At 71.2% G+C, this 16,598-nt stretch carries 15 protein-coding genes; 13 read left to right on the top strand and 2 right to left on the bottom strand.

Going from position 1 to position 16,598, the window contains the following annotated elements:
- Positions 1 to 143: 143 nt before the first annotated feature.
- Positions 144 to 1,682 carry an FAD-dependent monooxygenase gene (locus tag BT364_RS32375; RefSeq protein WP_072488779.1) on the top strand — a complete coding sequence of 513 codons (1,539 nt, stop codon included), beginning with the start codon at positions 144 to 146 and terminating at the stop codon, positions 1,680 to 1,682.
- Between the two features lie 26 nt (positions 1,683 to 1,708).
- Here the strand turns inward: BT364_RS32375 and BT364_RS32370 are convergent, their stop codons facing one another.
- The gene (locus BT364_RS32370; protein WP_072488778.1) at positions 1,709 to 2,380 is read right to left on the bottom strand and encodes a ScbR family autoregulator-binding transcription factor; all 672 of its coding nucleotides are present in this window, start codon (positions 2,378 to 2,380) and stop codon (positions 1,709 to 1,711) included.
- 126 nt (positions 2,381 to 2,506) lie between these two features.
- On the opposite strand from BT364_RS32370, the gene BT364_RS32365 reads away from it, so the two are divergent.
- Entirely contained in the window at positions 2,507 to 3,346 is an 840-nt protein-coding gene (locus BT364_RS32365) for an NAD(P)H-binding protein (protein WP_072488777.1), read from the top strand.
- Between the two features lie 128 nt (positions 3,347 to 3,474).
- On the opposite strand, the gene BT364_RS32360 is transcribed toward BT364_RS32365, so the two are convergent.
- A complete protein-coding gene (locus BT364_RS32360) occupies positions 3,475 to 4,449 on the bottom strand; it encodes a ScbA/BarX family gamma-butyrolactone biosynthesis protein (protein WP_256260312.1) in 975 nt (324 codons plus the stop codon).
- A 455-nt stretch (positions 4,450 to 4,904) separates the two neighbouring features.
- Between BT364_RS32360 and BT364_RS32355 the strand changes: the two genes are divergently transcribed.
- The 11 genes from BT364_RS32355 (at position 4,905) to BT364_RS32305 (ending at position 16,581) form a co-directional block, all read left to right on the top strand.
- On the top strand, positions 4,905 to 5,525 hold the full coding sequence (locus tag BT364_RS32355) for a ScbR family autoregulator-binding transcription factor (protein WP_072488775.1): 621 nt from the start codon (positions 4,905 to 4,907) through the stop codon (positions 5,523 to 5,525).
- A gap of 337 nt (positions 5,526 to 5,862) precedes the next feature.
- Positions 5,863 to 6,696 (top strand): AfsR/SARP family transcriptional regulator, encoded by an 834-nt coding sequence (locus BT364_RS32350; protein WP_072488774.1) that lies wholly within the window; start codon positions 5,863 to 5,865, stop codon positions 6,694 to 6,696.
- A gap of 85 nt (positions 6,697 to 6,781) precedes the next feature.
- The gene (locus BT364_RS32345) at positions 6,782 to 7,498 is read left to right on the top strand and encodes a ScbR family autoregulator-binding transcription factor (protein WP_256260311.1); all 717 of its coding nucleotides are present in this window, start codon (positions 6,782 to 6,784) and stop codon (positions 7,496 to 7,498) included.
- A gap of 33 nt (positions 7,499 to 7,531) precedes the next feature.
- Positions 7,532 to 8,272, top strand: coding sequence for a phosphopantetheine-binding protein (locus BT364_RS32340; RefSeq protein ID WP_072488772.1), 741 nt, complete (start codon positions 7,532 to 7,534; stop codon positions 8,270 to 8,272).
- A gap of 31 nt (positions 8,273 to 8,303) precedes the next feature.
- Positions 8,304 to 10,151, top strand: a complete 1,848-nt coding sequence (locus BT364_RS32335) for a beta-ketoacyl [acyl carrier protein] synthase domain-containing protein (protein WP_072488771.1) — start codon at positions 8,304 to 8,306, stop codon at positions 10,149 to 10,151.
- On the top strand, positions 10,148 to 10,972 hold the full coding sequence (locus BT364_RS32330; RefSeq protein WP_072488770.1) for a 4'-phosphopantetheinyl transferase family protein: 825 nt from the start codon (positions 10,148 to 10,150) through the stop codon (positions 10,970 to 10,972). The genes BT364_RS32335 and BT364_RS32330 overlap by 4 nt, the downstream gene beginning before the upstream one ends.
- A gap of 212 nt (positions 10,973 to 11,184) precedes the next feature.
- Entirely contained in the window at positions 11,185 to 12,090 is a 906-nt protein-coding gene (locus BT364_RS32325) for an MBL fold metallo-hydrolase (RefSeq protein ID WP_072488769.1), read from the top strand.
- Positions 12,091 to 12,313: 223 nt separating this feature from the next.
- Positions 12,314 to 13,135: an AfsR/SARP family transcriptional regulator gene (locus tag BT364_RS32320; RefSeq protein ID WP_072488768.1), complete on the top strand. Its 822-nt coding sequence runs from the start codon at positions 12,314 to 12,316 to the stop codon at positions 13,133 to 13,135.
- Between the two features lie 133 nt (positions 13,136 to 13,268).
- On the top strand, positions 13,269 to 14,030 hold the full coding sequence (locus tag BT364_RS32315; protein ID WP_072488767.1) for a thioesterase II family protein: 762 nt from the start codon (positions 13,269 to 13,271) through the stop codon (positions 14,028 to 14,030).
- A gap of 5 nt (positions 14,031 to 14,035) precedes the next feature.
- Positions 14,036 to 15,304, top strand: coding sequence for a beta-ketoacyl-[acyl-carrier-protein] synthase family protein (locus tag BT364_RS32310; RefSeq protein ID WP_072488766.1), 1,269 nt, complete (start codon positions 14,036 to 14,038; stop codon positions 15,302 to 15,304).
- Complete coding sequence (locus BT364_RS32305) at positions 15,301 to 16,581, top strand: ketosynthase chain-length factor (RefSeq protein WP_072488765.1); 1,281 nt, start codon at positions 15,301 to 15,303, stop codon at positions 16,579 to 16,581. Before BT364_RS32310 ends, BT364_RS32305 begins: the two co-directional genes overlap by 4 nt.
- Positions 16,582 to 16,598 lie beyond the last annotated feature (17 nt).

Here is a 16,598-nt window from a genome sequence, read left to right as displayed (position 1 = left end):
CTCAGCCTCAGGCCGAGCTTCGGCAGTGCTTTCCGCGCTGGGCACCCACCCCCTGGGCAGATGACCCTGGCGGATGGATTGGAAACAGTCCGTCCGGTATATTTCCTTCGGTGGATGGACCGCAGCCAGGGGGAGGCGTCGCTGTGCAGGGGGAGAGCCCGGTACGGGTACAGGTCGTGGTGGTCGGTGGGGGACCCGTCGGCATGCTGCTCGCCGCCGAACTGGCCGGGTACGGAGTCGACACCGTGCTCCTGGAATCACGGGCCGATGTGTCCGAGCAGCCCAAGGCGACCACGCTGCACGCCCGGGCGGTCCAGACCCTGGCCCGTCGCGGTCACCTGCCGGGGCAGGGGTACCCGTACACCGAAGGCGCGGCGGAGAGCCCGTTCCACTTCGCGGGCCTGCCCGGACTGACCATCACGGCTCCCGCACGCGAACCCGAGCCGATCCTCAAGCGCCCCCAGGCGGAGCTGGAGCGGCACTTCGAGGCGCGGGCACGGGCGGCCGGGGCCCGGATCCTGCGCGAGCACCAGGTGCTTGAGGTTGTTCAGGAGGACGACGGGGTACGGGTCACGGCCGGCGGGCCGCAGGGGACCGTGATCTGCTTCGCCGAGTACGTGGTGGGGGCGGACGGGGCCCGCAGCACGGTCCGCGACCGGGCGGGCATTGCCTCCGACACCCACCCGGCGACGGTGTCCGCGCTCATGGGGGCCGTCACGCTCGCGCGGCCGGACGAGCTTCCCAAGGGCTGGCACCGCACCGAGCGCGGCTGGATCGTGGCCAAGCTCGATGCGGAGGGCAGGACGCACATCCGCACACTCAACTGCGACGGTGCGCACCCGGACCGGCAACTGCCGCCCACCTTGGAGGAGTTGCGCCGCGAGGTGTCCTGGATCGCCGGCCGCGAGATCGCGATGGACGCGCCGCGCTGGCTCAGCAGGTTCAGCGACTTCGCGCGGCTGGCCCGAACATTCCGCGCGGGGCGGGTCTTCCTGGTGGGTGACGCGGCGCACGTCCACTTCCCGATCGGGGGACAGGGCCTCAGCACCGGCGTGCTCGATGCCCTGAACCTGGGCTGGAAGCTCGCGCTGACGGTGCAAGGGTCGGCGGACGCGGGGCTTCTCGACACCTACGACCTGGAGCGCCGTCCCGTCGCCCGGCGGGTCATCGACCAGACACAGGCCCAGCTCGCGCTGATGCGTCCCGGTCCCGAACTCGACGCGCTGCGCCGGGTGTTCACCGGGGTTCTGTCGGCGGACCGTGAACACGGGTATCTCGCCGGTCTGATCAGCGCACAGGACACGGTGCTCCCGGACCACATCGAGGGATCCTGCCGGGCGACGGGAACGTTTCTCCGTAACGCGGTGCTCAGCACGGCGAAGGGCGAGACCGACGTGATCGGGCTGCTGCGCGACGGCAGGCCGATCTTGCTGCTCCTCGGAGAGGAAGACGGCGGCCATCAGGAGGCGGCACGGGAATGGGAGGGGGGCCTGAATGTGGTCCGGGCCCGGGCCACTCCCGAGGTGCCGCACGACGCGTTGCTGGTGCGACCCGACGGCTACGTTGCCTGGGTATCGGGGGACGGCCGTGACCTGACGGAGGCGCTGTCGGCGCACTTCGTCAAGGGTGCCGTACTCAGGAGTGCTGTCCCTGAGGGCATCGCCTCTGTGGGGCACCCTTGACGGTGCCCCACAGAAACATCCGGTGCTCAGCCGGCAGCGTCGACGAGGTCCTGCATCCCGGCCGCCTTCACGGCCTCGGCGTAGACCGTGGCCCCGCGGCTCTCGGAGAGGTCGAGCGAGGCGAGGACGGAGGGCACCACCGCACTGGGCAGCACATGGCGCATCAGCGCCGAGACCCGTCCCACGAGGTCGCGGTACTCACAGACGGCCTGCGACATGGACTGGATGCCGGCGAAGGAGCCCACGATGACATCGGCCGTCTCGGAAGGCGAGATGTGGGGCAGCAACTCGCCCTGCGCCTGCGCCTGTTCGAGCAACTCGTGGCCGACCTCGCCCCAGCGCAGGAAAGGCCCGCTGCGGTCGAGGCTCTGCGCCAGCTGGTCCATCGTCAGCCGTACGCCGGCGCGAACCATCGGGTCGGTCTGCAGCCGGTGGGCCTGCAGCATCACGACGTCCACGATCTCCTGCACCTTGGAGGGGCGGACAGGAACGACGATCCGCTGGTCCTGCTCCGCGAGGACGCCCTGAGCCAGGTCCTCCTTCGAATGGAAGTGGAAGTACAGGGCGCCCTTGGTGACTCCCGCCTCAGTGAGGATCTGGGAGATCGTGGCCGCTTGGTACCCGTGCTCCTCGAAGATCTTGGCCGCCGCCGAAAGAATCGTCTGACGGGTACGGATGGCTCGTAGCTGCTCAGCCACTTTGCCTCCTCCCTCCTCAGGGTGGTCGAACGTCGGGAGCGGTAAAGAAACCGTCCAGTTCGTATCTTACAGGCCGCCTCCCCGTCCGTACCGGCCGGGGAAATGTCGGACAAGAGAGGGAAGTCCATGATTCTTGTCACCGGTGCCACGGGGACCATCGGGCGGGAAGTGGTCCGTGGAATCCCCGCTGACCTGCCAGTTCGCATCATGGCCAGGGATCCGGGGCGGGTTACGGGTGCGGGTGCGGCGGCCGAGATCGTGCCCGGGGATTTTTCGGATCCGGCGTCGCTGGTGGGTGTTCTGCGAGGGGTTCATACCGTTTTTCTGGTCACCAACCCCGGCGGGAACGACGACGCGGGCTTTCTCCGGAGCGCCCGGTCGGCGGGGGTGCGGCATGTGGTGAAACTATCCGCGGCCGCGGTCGCCGACAGCCGGGCCGAGGACCTGATCACCCGGTGGCAGCGCCGCAACGAAGACCAGCTGCGCGGATCCGGTATGGAGTGGACTCTGTTGCGTCCGCGTGCGTTCATGTCCAACACGCTTTCCTGGGTGGGCTCCATACGCTCGGGCCACGTGGTGCGAGCCCTGTACGGGGCGTCGGTCAACGCCTGTGTCGATCCGCGTGACGTGGCGGAGGTGGCGGTACGTGCCCTCACCGAGGACGGCCATGCGGGCAGAATCCACACGCTGACCGGGCCGGAGGCGATCACCGCGGTCGAGCAGACGGCCCAGCTCGCCGAACTCCTGCGCCGTCCACTCCGTTTCGAGGAACTGGGGCCGGAGCAGGCCCGTACGGCACTGGGCGCACGCTATCCGGCCCAGATCGTCGAGGCGCTGCTGGAAAGTGCGGAGCGCGGCCGCGAGGGTTCGAAGGCGGAGGTGGACGGCACGGTTGCCACTCTGCTCGGCCGGCCGGCCGGAACCTTCCGCGGATGGGCGAGCGACCACCTGAGTGCCTTCGGGTGAGAGCCTCCGGGCATCAGCGAGGGCATCAGAGAGGGCACCGGTGAGAGCACTGGTGCGGGCATGTGAATACGGCGGCTGCCCCTACCGGGCAGCCGCCGTACGTGGGGTAAGCCGCTGTTCGACATCGGTCAGATGTCGTTCGTCAGAGCTTGGCTGCCGTGCGATCCGGCCGTCACCGTGGAGTTGAAGACGAGCGCACCGTCCTGATGGGCGGTCACGAGGACGCTCTGTTCGCCCCCGGGGGTTGTTTCGGGCAGTAGGGACGCCTCGATCAGGCACGGGGAGTCCAGCTCGACGTACCGCTTGAACTCATTGGCGATGCCGAGCGGGAGGTAGGAGGACCGGCCGAGGGCGGCCGCCGTGGCCTGGCGGGCGGCTTCGACCAGCACCATGCCCGGCACATGGTCGACCGCGTGCTCGAAGAGCACGGGGTGCCGTGTGTCCACCCGCAGCTGCCAGCGGTTCAGCTCGCTCGTGGGGGAGAGCACGACATCCATGGGCGACATGCGCCCGACGCTCTGCGGCGCCGCCGGGCTGATCAGCGGCAGCTGGTACCAGTTGCCGCCGGGCATGTGCTCGCCGCGCACCCGGCGGTAGACCGAAGGGGCCATGCAGGAGAAGGAGCCGCCCCCGGTCGCGACGACGTTCCCGTCGCGGTGGAAGACCGCCTCGAAGCGCAGCCCCGACAGGTTCCTGCCGCGCCGGTTGATCTGCGTGCAGTGGACATCGATGCTGAGCGCAGCGGGCTCGTACCCCATCCGCAGATGCTCCGGACGTACGGCGATGTCGAGGTCCCAGACGAGGAACTGGTGGCCGAAGGGCACACCGAACTCCGCGTGTCCCAGCAGGATGCCGATCTGGCGGAGCGTCTCGCAGCCGATGAGCGGATCGTGGTAGCCGTCCGCGACCGGGGTGAAGAAGCTGTGGCCGCGCGGCCACTGGGCGGACATGACGAAGTGGGTGTCGTCCACCCGCTCCCAGTCCGTGAGCATGACCTCCGCGACAGCGGAACGGTGTACGAGTTCTTTGGGAACGGTAGTGGTCAGAGTGGTGGGGTAGAAGCCGCCGGGCTTGATCGTGGAAGCCTTGGCGCCTCTCGTCATTTCTCTGTCGAACGCTGTTCGTTCGACCTGAAACGTGCTCGCAGACATTGCTCCCCCTGGGCTGGTGCGAGAGGTGTGTTCAGGGCTGGTCTGTTCCTTGGCCTGAAAATACATACCAACCGGTTTAATTTCTAGTGCTTCTGACTCCTTGTCATCCAAAGACGGCGGAGGCGTTCATTCCGATTTGCCTGTTCTCGGGGATGCGGCCAGGCCGACGCGGTTCGGCGCCGAGTCAGTGTCCGTTTCCAGTCCGACATGGTTCGAGCGTGACACAAGTTGCCCTTGAGTGGGGGTGACTCGAGGTGGGTCCGCGGCGTTCTGGTGGGTGGATCGGGCCTCGGTCCCGGTGTTTGGCGGACGAGCAGGAAATCTTCAGAAACCGCACGCGCGGTTTGTTATAGTCATCGCCTGTCTTTCGGCAAGTACGGCAACCCTCGGCAGTGACGGAGCAGTTGATGGTCAAACAGGAACGCGCGGCGCGTACGCGTGAAACCCTGATCCGGTCCGCGGCCGAGGTCTTCGACCGGGACGGCTTCTCGGCGGCGTCGCTCACCGCGATCAGCTCGCGGGCGGGGGTGAGCAACGGGGCGCTGCACTTTCACTTCGCCAGCAAGGCCGTCCTGGTGGACGTCGTCGAGGAGGCGGCGCTGACCAGGCTGCTGGCCGTCACGAACGGTGCAATGCCGCTCGGGGTGAGCCGTGTGCAAGTCCTCGTCGATGTCAGCCACATGCTTGCCGAGGTGCTGCGCGGCGACGTGGTGCTGCGGGTCGGCTTCGCACTGAGCGGCGAGACGTCCCGCCCGCCCCGGATGGATCTGCGGCAGCGTTGGCGGTGCTGGGTCGAGGAGACGCTGAAGCAGGCCGAGGCCGAGGGTGAACTGCGCCGGGGAACAGCGGTCCCGGACGCGGTGACCGCCGTGGTGGCCGCGACCGTGGGGTTCGAGGTGCTCGGGGCCCGGGACCCGATGTGGCTCTCGGCGTCGACGGTCACGCGGTTCTGGCGGCTGTTGCTGCCGACGCTCGTGCCGGCGGCGAGTCTCGCCGTGATCGAGGCCGGCGGAACCCGGCAATCCTGACCGGTGACGTGACGGAGTCCCGGCCCTTCACGGGAGTGAGGGGCCGGGACTCTTTCGTGGTCGGGTGCGGGTGGTGAGAGGGCAGGTCAGCGGCCGTTTCCACGAGAAGACCTGTCGGTTTGTTTTGGCGTGTTCCTTCTGCTCTGGATGAGGAATGAGCTAGCAGTCCAGGAAGCCTCCATATCGTCGCTTCATGGCAACTGTGCAGCTCAGAACGGGTTTTTGAGGGGTCGCCAGGTCAGTTGAAGGAAAGAACGGTGCGGTCGGTTTTGTGTTGACAAACCGCATGTCCTGTTTTTTACTGGCCGAAGCTCATCCACGGACAGGGGAGAATGGCGTGGACATCGAAGTACTGGGCACACTGGCGGTGCGTGAGAACGGGGTCTCGATCACGCCCACCGCCGCCAAGCCAAGACAGGTGCTGGCGCTGCTGGCCCTCCATTCCGACCAGGTCGTTCCGGTGTCGGCCCTGATAGAGGAACTGTGGGCGGGAGCACCGCCACGCAGCGCCAGGACCACACTGCAGACCTACGTACTGCAGCTGCGGGCGCTCATCGCGACCGCCCTCGAACGGGCTCCGGCGGACGGTGAGACGGACCGCGGCACCGCCAAGGACGTGCTCGTCACGCTGCCGGGCGGCTACCTGCTCAACAGCGGCGGCGGCACCAGCGACGTACGGGAATTCGACCGGCTGGCCGGCATGGGGTACCGGGCGATGGACGGTGGTGACTTCCCGGGGGCGGCCCGGATGCTGCGCGAGGCACTGTCCCTGTGGTCCGGCCCGGCCTTCGCCGATGTCCACGGTGGCATTCAGCTGGACATGGAGACCCAGCGGCTGGAGGAGACCCGGCTGTGCGCGCTCGACCAGCGTATCGAGGCCGATCTGCGGATCGGGAGGCACCGCGAGCTGCTCGCCGAACTGACCGTGCTCGTCAGCCGGTACCGCACCCACGAGAACCTGCACGGGCAGTTCATGCTCGCCCTGCACCGCTCCGGCCGCCGGGGCGAGGCCCTCGACGTGTACCAGCGGCTGCGCACCACGCTGGTGCGTGAGCTCGGGCTCGAGCCGTCGGCCGCCCTGCGCAGGCTGCAGCGCTCGATCCTCATGGCCAGCCCGGAGAACCCGGTGATGGCGGAGAGCGGCGCCGAGCGACTCGTCCGCGTGGGCTGAGATGGCCGTACGCGACGCCGGGTGCGCGGCCGCGACCCGCCCGGTGGCCCGGACACGTACCCGGCCCATGGGCCGAGGAGGCGCCGTGGTGCAGGAGAGGTCGGAGCGGACCCGCAGGAAGCTGGTGCAGGCGGGGGCCGAGATGTTCCACCGCAACGGCTACGCGAGCGCGACGCTCGGCGGGATCGCCGCGTTCGCCGGAGTGACCAAAGGGGCGCTGTACTTCCATTTCGCCTCCAAGGAGGAACTGGCGGAGGCCGTCCAGCTGCGGGGATGCGCGTTGCTGGACGAGGCGGTGCGCGAACTGCGCGCATCCGGACTCCGCCCGCTCCAGACCCTGGTCGACACGACCCATTGGCTGGCCCGCAACTTGCGCGAGGAACCGTCGATCCCGGCCGGATTCCGCATCACCAAGGAGTGCGCGGGCCTGCGGGAGGGGGTCACCGACTTCCACCGCTTCTGGCTCGCGGCGGTCTGCGAGCTGTTGCGGCAGGCCCGGGAAGCGGGGGAGCTCCGCGCCGGGACCGACTGGGAGAGCATCGAATCGCTGGTGGCCGCGGCGGCCTGCGGAATCGAGACATTGGCCGGCACGGGAATGCCCTACGCCGAGCTCCAACGCCGGGTCGCCGGGCTGTGGTCGCTGCTGCTGCCGAGCCTGGTGCCCGAGGGCGCGGAGGCGAACTACCGCGCGGGGATGCCGGGAACCGTCCCGCTGTCCCGCCCCGCGGACGATCCCGCGGACGCCCCCTTGGACGCCTTGGGGGCACCGGTACCGGCCGGGGTCACCGGCAGCACCGGGTGAGCGTGTGCCACCGACGGCTTGGAGGAGCCTGCGATGACGATTGAACATCCCGCGGATGTGCTGACGGACCTCATCGGGGTGCTCGGCGACGTCCTGCGGGTCAAGCCGGAGAAGATCGACCCCGAGCAGACCTTCCCGTCCCTGGGGCTCGACTCGCTGCTGGTCGTGGAGTTCGTGGCCGTTGTCAACGGACGGTACGGGCTCCAGGTGCGTGCCACGGACCTGTACGACTACCCGACCCCGGCGTCCTTCGCCCAGGAGGTCAGGCGGGTGAAGGGCGGCGCGGCCCCGGTTCCCGCCGCGCCGGACGTGCTCGTCGATCCTCCGGCCGCCGCCTTCGCCGCCGATGCCGTTCCTGCCGCCCCTGCCGCATCCGCCGGGCCCGAGGCGACGACGCGGATCGCGGAGGTGCTGCGCGAGCAGCTCGCGGCGATCCTGTGCTGCGACGCGTGGGACATCAACACAACCGCCGCCTTCAACGTGCTCGGCATGGACTCCATCGTGGCCGCGGAGTTCATCGCCTCGGTCAACCGTACCTTCGGACTCCGTGAGCGCTCGGTCCTGCTGTACGAGCACCCCAACCTGGCCGCCGTGGCGGCGTACATCGCGACCCGTACGGGCGCGTTCGCGCAGGACGCCGAACCCGTCCGGGCGCCGGCCCCGGTGTCCGCGGCACGCCCGCCGTTGCGCGACGTCGATGTCCTGCTGGACGCGATCCGCGACGACCGGCTCACCGTGGACGAGGCGGTCGTGCTGCTCGCTCGCCGTGGCTGAGGCTGTTCCACCCCATAAGGAGCGCGTCCCGATGGACGAGAAAGAAGTCCTGACCCGGTTCAAGAACGGTGATCTGGACCGGGCCCAGGCGGCCGCGCTGCTGACCGGCGCGACCGGTGCCGTCGGCACCGCCGCCACCGGCCCGGCGCCCACCGTCCTCCAACTGCCGGATGCCTGGCCCGACTTGGAGGTCGTGGAGGGTCCGGTTGCGGGCCCTGTCGTCGCCCCCGCCGAGCCGGTCGCCGTGGTCGGGATGGCCGGGCACTACCCGGGTGCGTCCGATCTCGCCGCCTTCTGGCGCCGGGTGCGCGCCGGGCACGGCAGCGCCTCGGCGCCGCCGCCCGGACGGCCCGGCGACGAGATCGGCCACTACCTGGAGCGCGTACAGGACTTCGATCCGGAGTTCTTCGGGATCGACGCGCGCGAGGCGGCCCTGATGGACCCCCAGGAGCGGCTGTTCCTGGAGACCGCGTGGGAGGTCCTGGAGGACGCAGGGTGCACCGGCGGCCGGCTGGACGCCCTGACCGCCGCGGACGGGACGCCGCGCAGCGTCGGCGTGTTCACCGGAGCCGGGAGCGGTGACTACGCGCTGCTCGCGGCCCGTACGTGGACCTCGGAGCGGCCCCGGCCGATGCCTCGCGGCGGCCGGTGGAGCCTGCCCAACCGGTTCTCGTCCCTGCTCGGTCTCACCGGCCCCAGCCAGTCGGTGGACACCGAACAGTCCTCCGTGCTCGTCGCTCTCCATCTCGCGCTCGCCGCTCTGCACCGGGGCGAATGCGCCGCCGCGCTCGTGGGCGGCGTCCAGTTGCTCCTGCACCCGGCCAGCCGGCGTCCCGGCGCGGGCGAGGGTGTCGGCGCACTGCTCCTCAAGCCCCTGGCGCGGGCTCTGGCCGACGGCGACAGCGTCCACTGCCTGGTCCGCGGCAGCGCCGTGGGCCACATCGCACCGGACTCCACTGCCCCGGGCCCTGGCCGCCGGTCCCGGACCACCACGGCCGACCCGGCGCACGCCGCCGAGCAGCGGGTGCCGCAGGCGGCTCTGCGTGCGGCCGGCCTGGACGCGTCGGCCGCCGTCGTACGGGAGGACGCCGCATCCGTACGCGCGCTCGTCGGCGAGGCAGGGGCGGCCACCGGGGCGGCCTCGCTCACCCGGGCGGTTCTCCAGCTGCGTCACCGGGTGCTGGCGCCCGGTCCGCGACGTGCCGAGGCCGAGACCTGGGAGCGCGCGGACGCGGCGCCCCGCCGTATCCGCGTCGGGACGTGCGGGGCGGGCGGCGCGGACGCGCACGTGATCCTGGAGGAGTACTTCCCGGCCGGTACGGATGCGGACACGGCGACGGATGCGGGCCACGAAATCGGCGCCGCGACGGATACGGACCCGGGGCCGACGGCGGCCGGGGTCGGTGAGCTGTTCGTCCTGTCCGCTCCCACTCCCGCCCATCTGGCCGCCACCGCAAGGCGGTTCGCGGAGTTGCTCGGCGGTCCGGGGCCGGTGCCGCCGCTCGGGGCGCTCGCCCGGTCCCTGCGCACCGGCCGGTCCGCCATGGACTGCCGGTTCGCCGCCGTCGTCGGCGACACAGCCGAACTGGTGCGGGTCCTGGAACGGTTCGTGCGGGACGGTACGCCCTGCGCCGATCTGCGGGACGGCGGCGCCGACCCGCTGGGGCTGGCCGGCGCACCCGAGACGGACAGGTATCTCACCGCGCTGTGGCGGGCCGGGCGTCTGCACCAGCTGTGCGGCCTGTGGCTGTCCGGGCTCGACGTCGACTGGGCCGCCCTGGAGCGGGCCCATGGGGCGGGCACCGTGGTCGTGCCGCTGCCCGCGTCCGCGTTCCTGCGCGTCCCGCTGTGGCTGGGCGGCGAGGAGGGCCCGGCATGACCATGCTGACTTCCGGCCGCCCGGCGGCTTCGGGCGCATCCGATCCGGACCCCGTCAATCTGTGGTTCTGCCCCAACGACGACCTCACACCCGGGATCGCCGCCACCTTGGCCTCGCACTGGCTGGACGAGAACGAGCAGGAGGTGGCGGGCCGCTTCCTCTTCGAACGCGACCGCCGCCAGTACCTCGTCGCCCACGCCCTGGTGCGCCGGGTACTGGCGCTGGAGACCGGCATTCCCGAGGCCGAGGCGGTCATCTGGCGTTCCTCGCGCGGGCGGCCGTTCCTCCAGACGCCCGCCGGAGGCCTGCCGCGCGGCGGCGACGCACTGGACTTCAACCTCTCGCACGCCAACGCGTACAACCTGCTGGGCGTCTCGCGCGGGCTGCGCATCGGCGTCGACGTCGAGCGGCTGGACCGCGGTGAACGCGGTCTGGCGAACATCATCGCGACGTTCTCCCCCGAGGAGCAGAGCTGGATCGGCGGTGCGGCCCCCGGGCGGACGAGGGACCGGCGCGCGCTGCGCCTGTGGACGCTGAAGGAGGCGTACTCCAAGGCGCGCGGGCTGGGGCTCGGACTGCCCTTCGACTCCTTCGCGTTCACCCTGGCCGAGGACCGGGGTGTGCTCGCCTTCCGGCCGCCCGTCGACGACTCGGCCGCCTGCTGGCGGTTCCTGGAGATCGAGCCGGTGCCCGAAGTGCTGGCCGCGGTGGCGGTGGAGGTCGACGCCGGGCACGTGCCGGCCGTCCACCTGCACCACGGGTTCCCCTGGGGCCGCGCCGCGCCACGCCGCCTGGTGCTTCAGGAAACCGTCGGCGTGTGACGGCCCCGTCCCTTCGCTCCGCGTCCGGAACATCGCCGTCGAATACGGCGGCGCATTTCGCTGGAGAAATTCCGAATGGGCGCCGGAAAAGGACTTGAAGGCCGGTCGAGGCGGAGGAAGGAACAATCCGGGGTCCGGTTGGCGTGAATTCGGATTCCGGATCATCGGCGGGCCCCGCCGTGGCCCGCCGATGACGAAGAAAGAGGTGTCCCGTGCATGCCACCACAGCCGTCACCGAGGTGGCCGAGGGTGTCCACGCGTACGTCCAGCACGCGGGCGGCTGGTGCCTGAACAACGCGGGCATCCTCACCGACGGCGGCCACAGCGCGCTCGTCGACACCGCTGCCACCGAGAGCCGGGCCCGCCAACTGCGCCGGGCCGCCCTCGAACTGGCGCCGCGCCCACCGCGCGCCGTGGTCAACACGCACTTCCACGGCGACCACACCTACGGCAACTTCGTCTTCCCCGAAGCCCTGACCATCGGCCACGAGCGGACCCGCACCATGGTCCGGGCGGCGGGGCTGCACATGGCCGGCCTGTGGCCGGACGTGTGCTGGGGCGACATCGAGATCACCCCGCCCGAACTGACCTTCCGGGAGCGCACGACGCTCCATGTGGGCGCGATCAGGGCCGAGCTCATCCACATCGGTCCAGCCGCCCACACCACCGACGACACCGTCGTCTGGCTGCCCGACCAGGGCGTGCTGTTCACCGGCGACCTCGTGATGAACGGCGTCACGCCGTTCTGCGTCATGGGCTCCGTCGCCGGGTCGCTGCGCGCCCTGGAGCAGCTGCGGGCCCTGGGCGCCACAACGGTCGTCCCCGGGCACGGGCCGGTCGGCGGACCGGAGATCCTCGACGTCAACGAGGCCTATCTGCGCTGGATCCAGCGGCTGGCCAAGGAGGGCACCGCGGCCGGTGCGACCCCGCTCGACCTGGCACGGGCCACCGGCCCCGGCCCGTACGCGCAGCTGCTCGACAGCGAGCGCCTGCTCCCCAACCTGCACCGCGGATACGCCGAGGAGCAGGGCCTGCCCGAGGGCTCGCCGCTGGACGTCCCGGCCCTCTTCGCGGAGATGGCGGCGTACCACGGCCGCCCCCCGGAGTGCCTCGCCTGAGCCGCTCCGGGCACCGGGAGACCCGGGCCCGCAACCCCCGTCGGCCGGTGGTTCCTCACCCCTGAACGGAATTCACCAGGGCTTTTCCGGGCCGCGTTCAGCGACGGCGGAGGGCCGCTCGACACCGGCTTGAGAATTTCGGGATATTGCCCTGTGCCCCGCTACTGTTCGGGAAGTCGAAGGCTGAAAATCGATGGGAACTCGACGAATTACGGAGGAGACCGTGAAGATTCAGGTTCTGGGTCCGTTGAGTGCCGAGGTCAACGGGGGCTCGATTGTTCCGACGGCCGGCAAGCCGCGCCAGATCCTGGCGTTGCTCGCGCTGTACCCGGGGCGGGTGATGCCCGTACAGACCCTCATGGAGGAGATCTGGGGCACCGAACTCCCACAGAGCGCGCTCACCACCCTGCAGACGTACATTCTGCAACTGCGCAGAAGACTCGGCACGGCCATGGGGCCGGGTGCTCCGGGCAACGCCAAGGATGTGCTCGCGACGCGGCACGGCGGCTATCTGCTCCAGATACCGCCGGAGTCCGTGGACGTTCACGCGTACGACGGTCTCGTGGCCGAGGGGCAGGGCGCGTTCGAGGCGGGGGACGACGAGCGCGCGGCCGAACTGCTGCGCAAGGCCCTCGCACTGTGGAACGGCCAGGCGCTGGTCGACGTCAGGGTCGGACCGATCCTCGAGATCGAGGTCATGCGGCTGGAGGAGAGCCGGCTCGTGACGATCGAGCGGCGCATCGACGCGGACCTCCGGCTCGGCCGCCACGCCGAGGTCATCGCCGAACTGACCGAACTGATCGCCCGGCACCCGCAGCACGAGGGGCTGCACTCGCAGGCCATGGTCGCGCTGTACCGCTCCGGCCGCCAGGCCACGGCCCTGGACGTCTACCGCAGGCTGCGCGGCCGGCTGACGGACGAGCTCGGTGTGGAGCCGTCCCCGCAGCTGCAGCGCCTGCACCAGGCGATGCTGACGGTCGATCCCGCGCTCGACGTGATGGCGGGGCCGCGCCGCGGATCGACGTTCGACCTCTACGCGGCATAACCCCGGCCGCGGCCAGGGGCCGCGTCACCGTTCCTGCCGCAGCGCGGCCTCGCACCCCTGCAGACCCGTTCGAGCCCGCCTCGAGCGAGGTCGGTGAAGGTGGGGCCGACGTGGCGGTTCCGGGGAGGTGGCGATGGGCGACGGACAGGCCGTACGGCTGTACTGCTTCGCACACGCGGGGGCCGGAGTGTCCTCGTTCCACCGCTGGGACAAGGCCGCCGGGAGCGGGGTGCGGACCTCGGCCCGGCCACTGCCCGGACGGGGCGAGCGGCGCCGTGAACTCCGGCTGACCGGACGCGACGAGCTCCTCGCCGACCTCAAGCCCCTGTTCGAGCGGATCGCCGACGAGCCGGCGGAGCCGTACATGCTCTACGGGCACAGCCTCGGCGCGATGGTCGCACTCACGGTCGCCCAGGAGCTGCGGGACGCCGGGCTGCCGATGCCCGCGCTGCTCGCCGTCGGGGCCTGCCCACCGCCGGACGCCCCGGCCGCGCTCACGGACGCCGCCGAGCTGCCCGACGAGGAACTGCTGCGGGTACTGGACGGATTCGACGCGCTGCCGCCCGGAGTACGGCCCGGGGACGTGTGGTTCCGGTCGGTGTTCCCGGTGCTCCGCGCCGATCTGCGGCTCGCCCGCAGTCTCCGCGCCGCCGTCACCGGACCGGCGGCACCGGGCCCCGTGCCCGTACCGCTGCTCGCGGTCGCCGGCCGTGAGGACCCCCTCGCCGGTGCCGAGGCCGTCGCGGGCTGGGACCGCTGGACCACCGGGAGGTTCGTCCGGCGGACCGTGCCCGGCGGCCACTTCTTCGTGCGGGGCCGCGAACTGCCCCGGATGCTCGGCCGGGCCGCCCGCATCGTGCTGCGCGGCCACCGCGACCACACAGGACAGGGGTAAGGGCGATGAGACGAGTCGTCATCACGGGCATCGGGGTCGTGGCCCCGGGCCGTCCGGGCGCCAAGGAATTCTGGGCGCTGCTGACCGAAGGCCGTACGGCCACCCGCGCCATCACACTCTTCGACGCCTCCGGCTTCCGCTCACGGATCGCAGCCGAGGCCGACTTCGACCCGCAGGAGTCCGGGCTCACCGCCGAGCAGTCCGGTCGCCTGGACCGCGCCGCCCAGTTCGCCGTCGTCAGTGCCCGGGAGGCGCTGGCGGACAGCGGCCTGGCGGGCACGTACGACGCCACGCGCACCGGCGTCACCCTCGGCAGTGCGCTCGGCTGCACCACCGGGCTCGACGCCGAGTACGGGGTCGTCAGCGAGCAGGGCACCCGTACCCTCGTCGACCACACCAGGGCCGTGCCCCACCTGTACGACTACTTCGTGCCCAGCTCCATGGCGGCCGAGGTGGCCCGCACGGCCGGTGCCCAGGGGCCCGTGGCGCTGGTGTCCACCGGCTGCACCTCCGGCCTCGACGCGATCGGTCACGCCGTGGACCTGATCCGCGAGGGCAGTGCCGATGTGATGGTCACCGGCGCGGCCGAGGCGCCCATCACCCCGATCACGGCCGCCTGCTTCGACGCCATCCGCGCCACCTCCACCCGCAACGACGAACCGGAAACCGCCTCCAGGCCCTTCGACCACACCCGCAACGGGTTCGTCCTGGGTGAGGGGGCCGCCGTCCTCGTCATCGAGGAGTACGAGCACGCCCGCGGCCGCGGCGCGCACATCTACGCCGAGATCTCCGGCTTCGCCTCGCGGAGCAACGCGTACCACATGACCGGGCTGCGGCCCGACGGGGTGGAGATGGCCGCCGCGATCACCGCCGCGCTCGACGAGGCGCGGCTGCTGCCCGCGGACATCGACTACATCAACGCGCACGGCTCCGGCACCAAGCAGAACGACAAGCACGAGACCGAGGCGTTCAAGCGCAGCCTGGGGCAGCGGGCCCACGAGGTCCCCGTCAGCTCCATCAAGTCGATGATCGGGCACTCGCTCGGCGCGATCGGGGCCCTCGAAGTGGCCGCCTGCGCCCTGGCCATCGAGCACGACACGGTCCCGCCGACGGCGAATCTGCACGAGCCCGACCCGGCCTGCGACCTCGACTACACCCCGCTCACCGCACGCCGGCTGCGCACCGACGCGGTACTGACCGTCGGCAGCGGCTTCGGCGGCTTCCAGAGCGCGATGATCCTGACCAGCCCGAGCCTGAAGGGCGCAGCCGCATGACGACCGTCATCGCTCCCCGCGACCGCACCGCACCCGCCACCGGCACACCCGCGCGCACCGCGGAGGCCGTCGTCACCGGGATCGGCGTCGCCGCCCCCAACGGCCTCGGTACCGAGGCGTGGTGGGCGGCCACCCTGCGCGGCGAGAGCGGCATCCGTCCGCTGACCCGGTTCGACGCGGGCGGCTATCCGGTGAAGCTGGCCGGTGAGGTGCCCGGGTTCGTCGACGCCGACCATGTCTCCAGCCGGCTGCTGCCGCAGACCGACCGGGTCACCCGGCTCTCGCTCGCCGCCGCCAAGGAAGCGCTCGACGACGCCGGAGCCGACCCGGCGCGACTGCCCGACCACGCCGCGGGTGTGGTCACCGCCAACTCCTTCGGCGGCTTCGAGTTCGGCCAGCGAGAGCTTGAGGCGCTGTGGAGCAAGGGCGGCCGGCATGTCTCGGCGTACCAGTCCTTCGCGTGGTTCTACGCGGTCAACAGCGGCCAGATCTCCATCCGGCACGGACTGCGCGGAGCCTCCGGGGTGATCGTCTCCGAGCAGGCCGGCGGCCTCGACGCCATGGCGCACGCCCGCCGTCAGATCCGCAAGGGTGCCCGGCTCGTGGTCACCGGAGGCATCGACTCCGCACTATGTCCGTGGGGTTGGGCGGCCTATGTCGCCGGTGGCGGGCTCTCCGGCCGCGCGGACCCGGCACGCGCCTATCTGCCCTTCTCCGAGGACGCGAGCGGCCATGTCGTGGGCGAGGGCGGTGCGCACCTGATCCTTGAGAACGCCGAGGAGGCACGCCGTCGCGGGGCCCAGGTGTACGGAACGCTCGCCGGGCACGCCGCCACCTTCGACGCGGACGGGTTCTGCCGGCTCGGCGCGGCCGCGGAACTCGCTCTCGCCGACGCGGACCTGCACCCCGACGAGGTGGATGTCGTCTTCGCCGACGCCGCGGGGGACCGCATGGCCGACCGTGCCGAGGCGGAGGCGATCACCGCGCTCTTCGGGCCGTACGGGGTGCCCGTCACGGCGCCCAAGTCGATGACCGGGCGGCTGGCTGCGGGCGGCGCGGCCCTCGATGTGGCCGCCGCCCTGCTCACCCTGCGCGACCAGATCATCCCGCCGACCACCGGCACCGAACTCCCGGCGGACGACTGCCTGCTGAACCTGGTGACCGGAGCCCCCAGCCCCCGCCTGGGGCTGCCGCTGCGCACCGCGCTGGTACTGGCCCGAGGACGTGGCGGCTTCAACTCCGCCGTCGTCGTCCGGGCCCCCGAAACCACCGCCTGAGCAACGCGCACCCAGGC

Source organism: Streptomyces atratus (assembly GCF_900119365.1).
Classification (GTDB): domain Bacteria; phylum Actinomycetota; class Actinomycetes; order Streptomycetales; family Streptomycetaceae; genus Streptomyces; species Streptomyces atratus_B.
The sequence above is the reverse complement of the archived record's forward strand: the minus strand, read 5'-3'. Positions and strand labels throughout refer to the sequence as shown.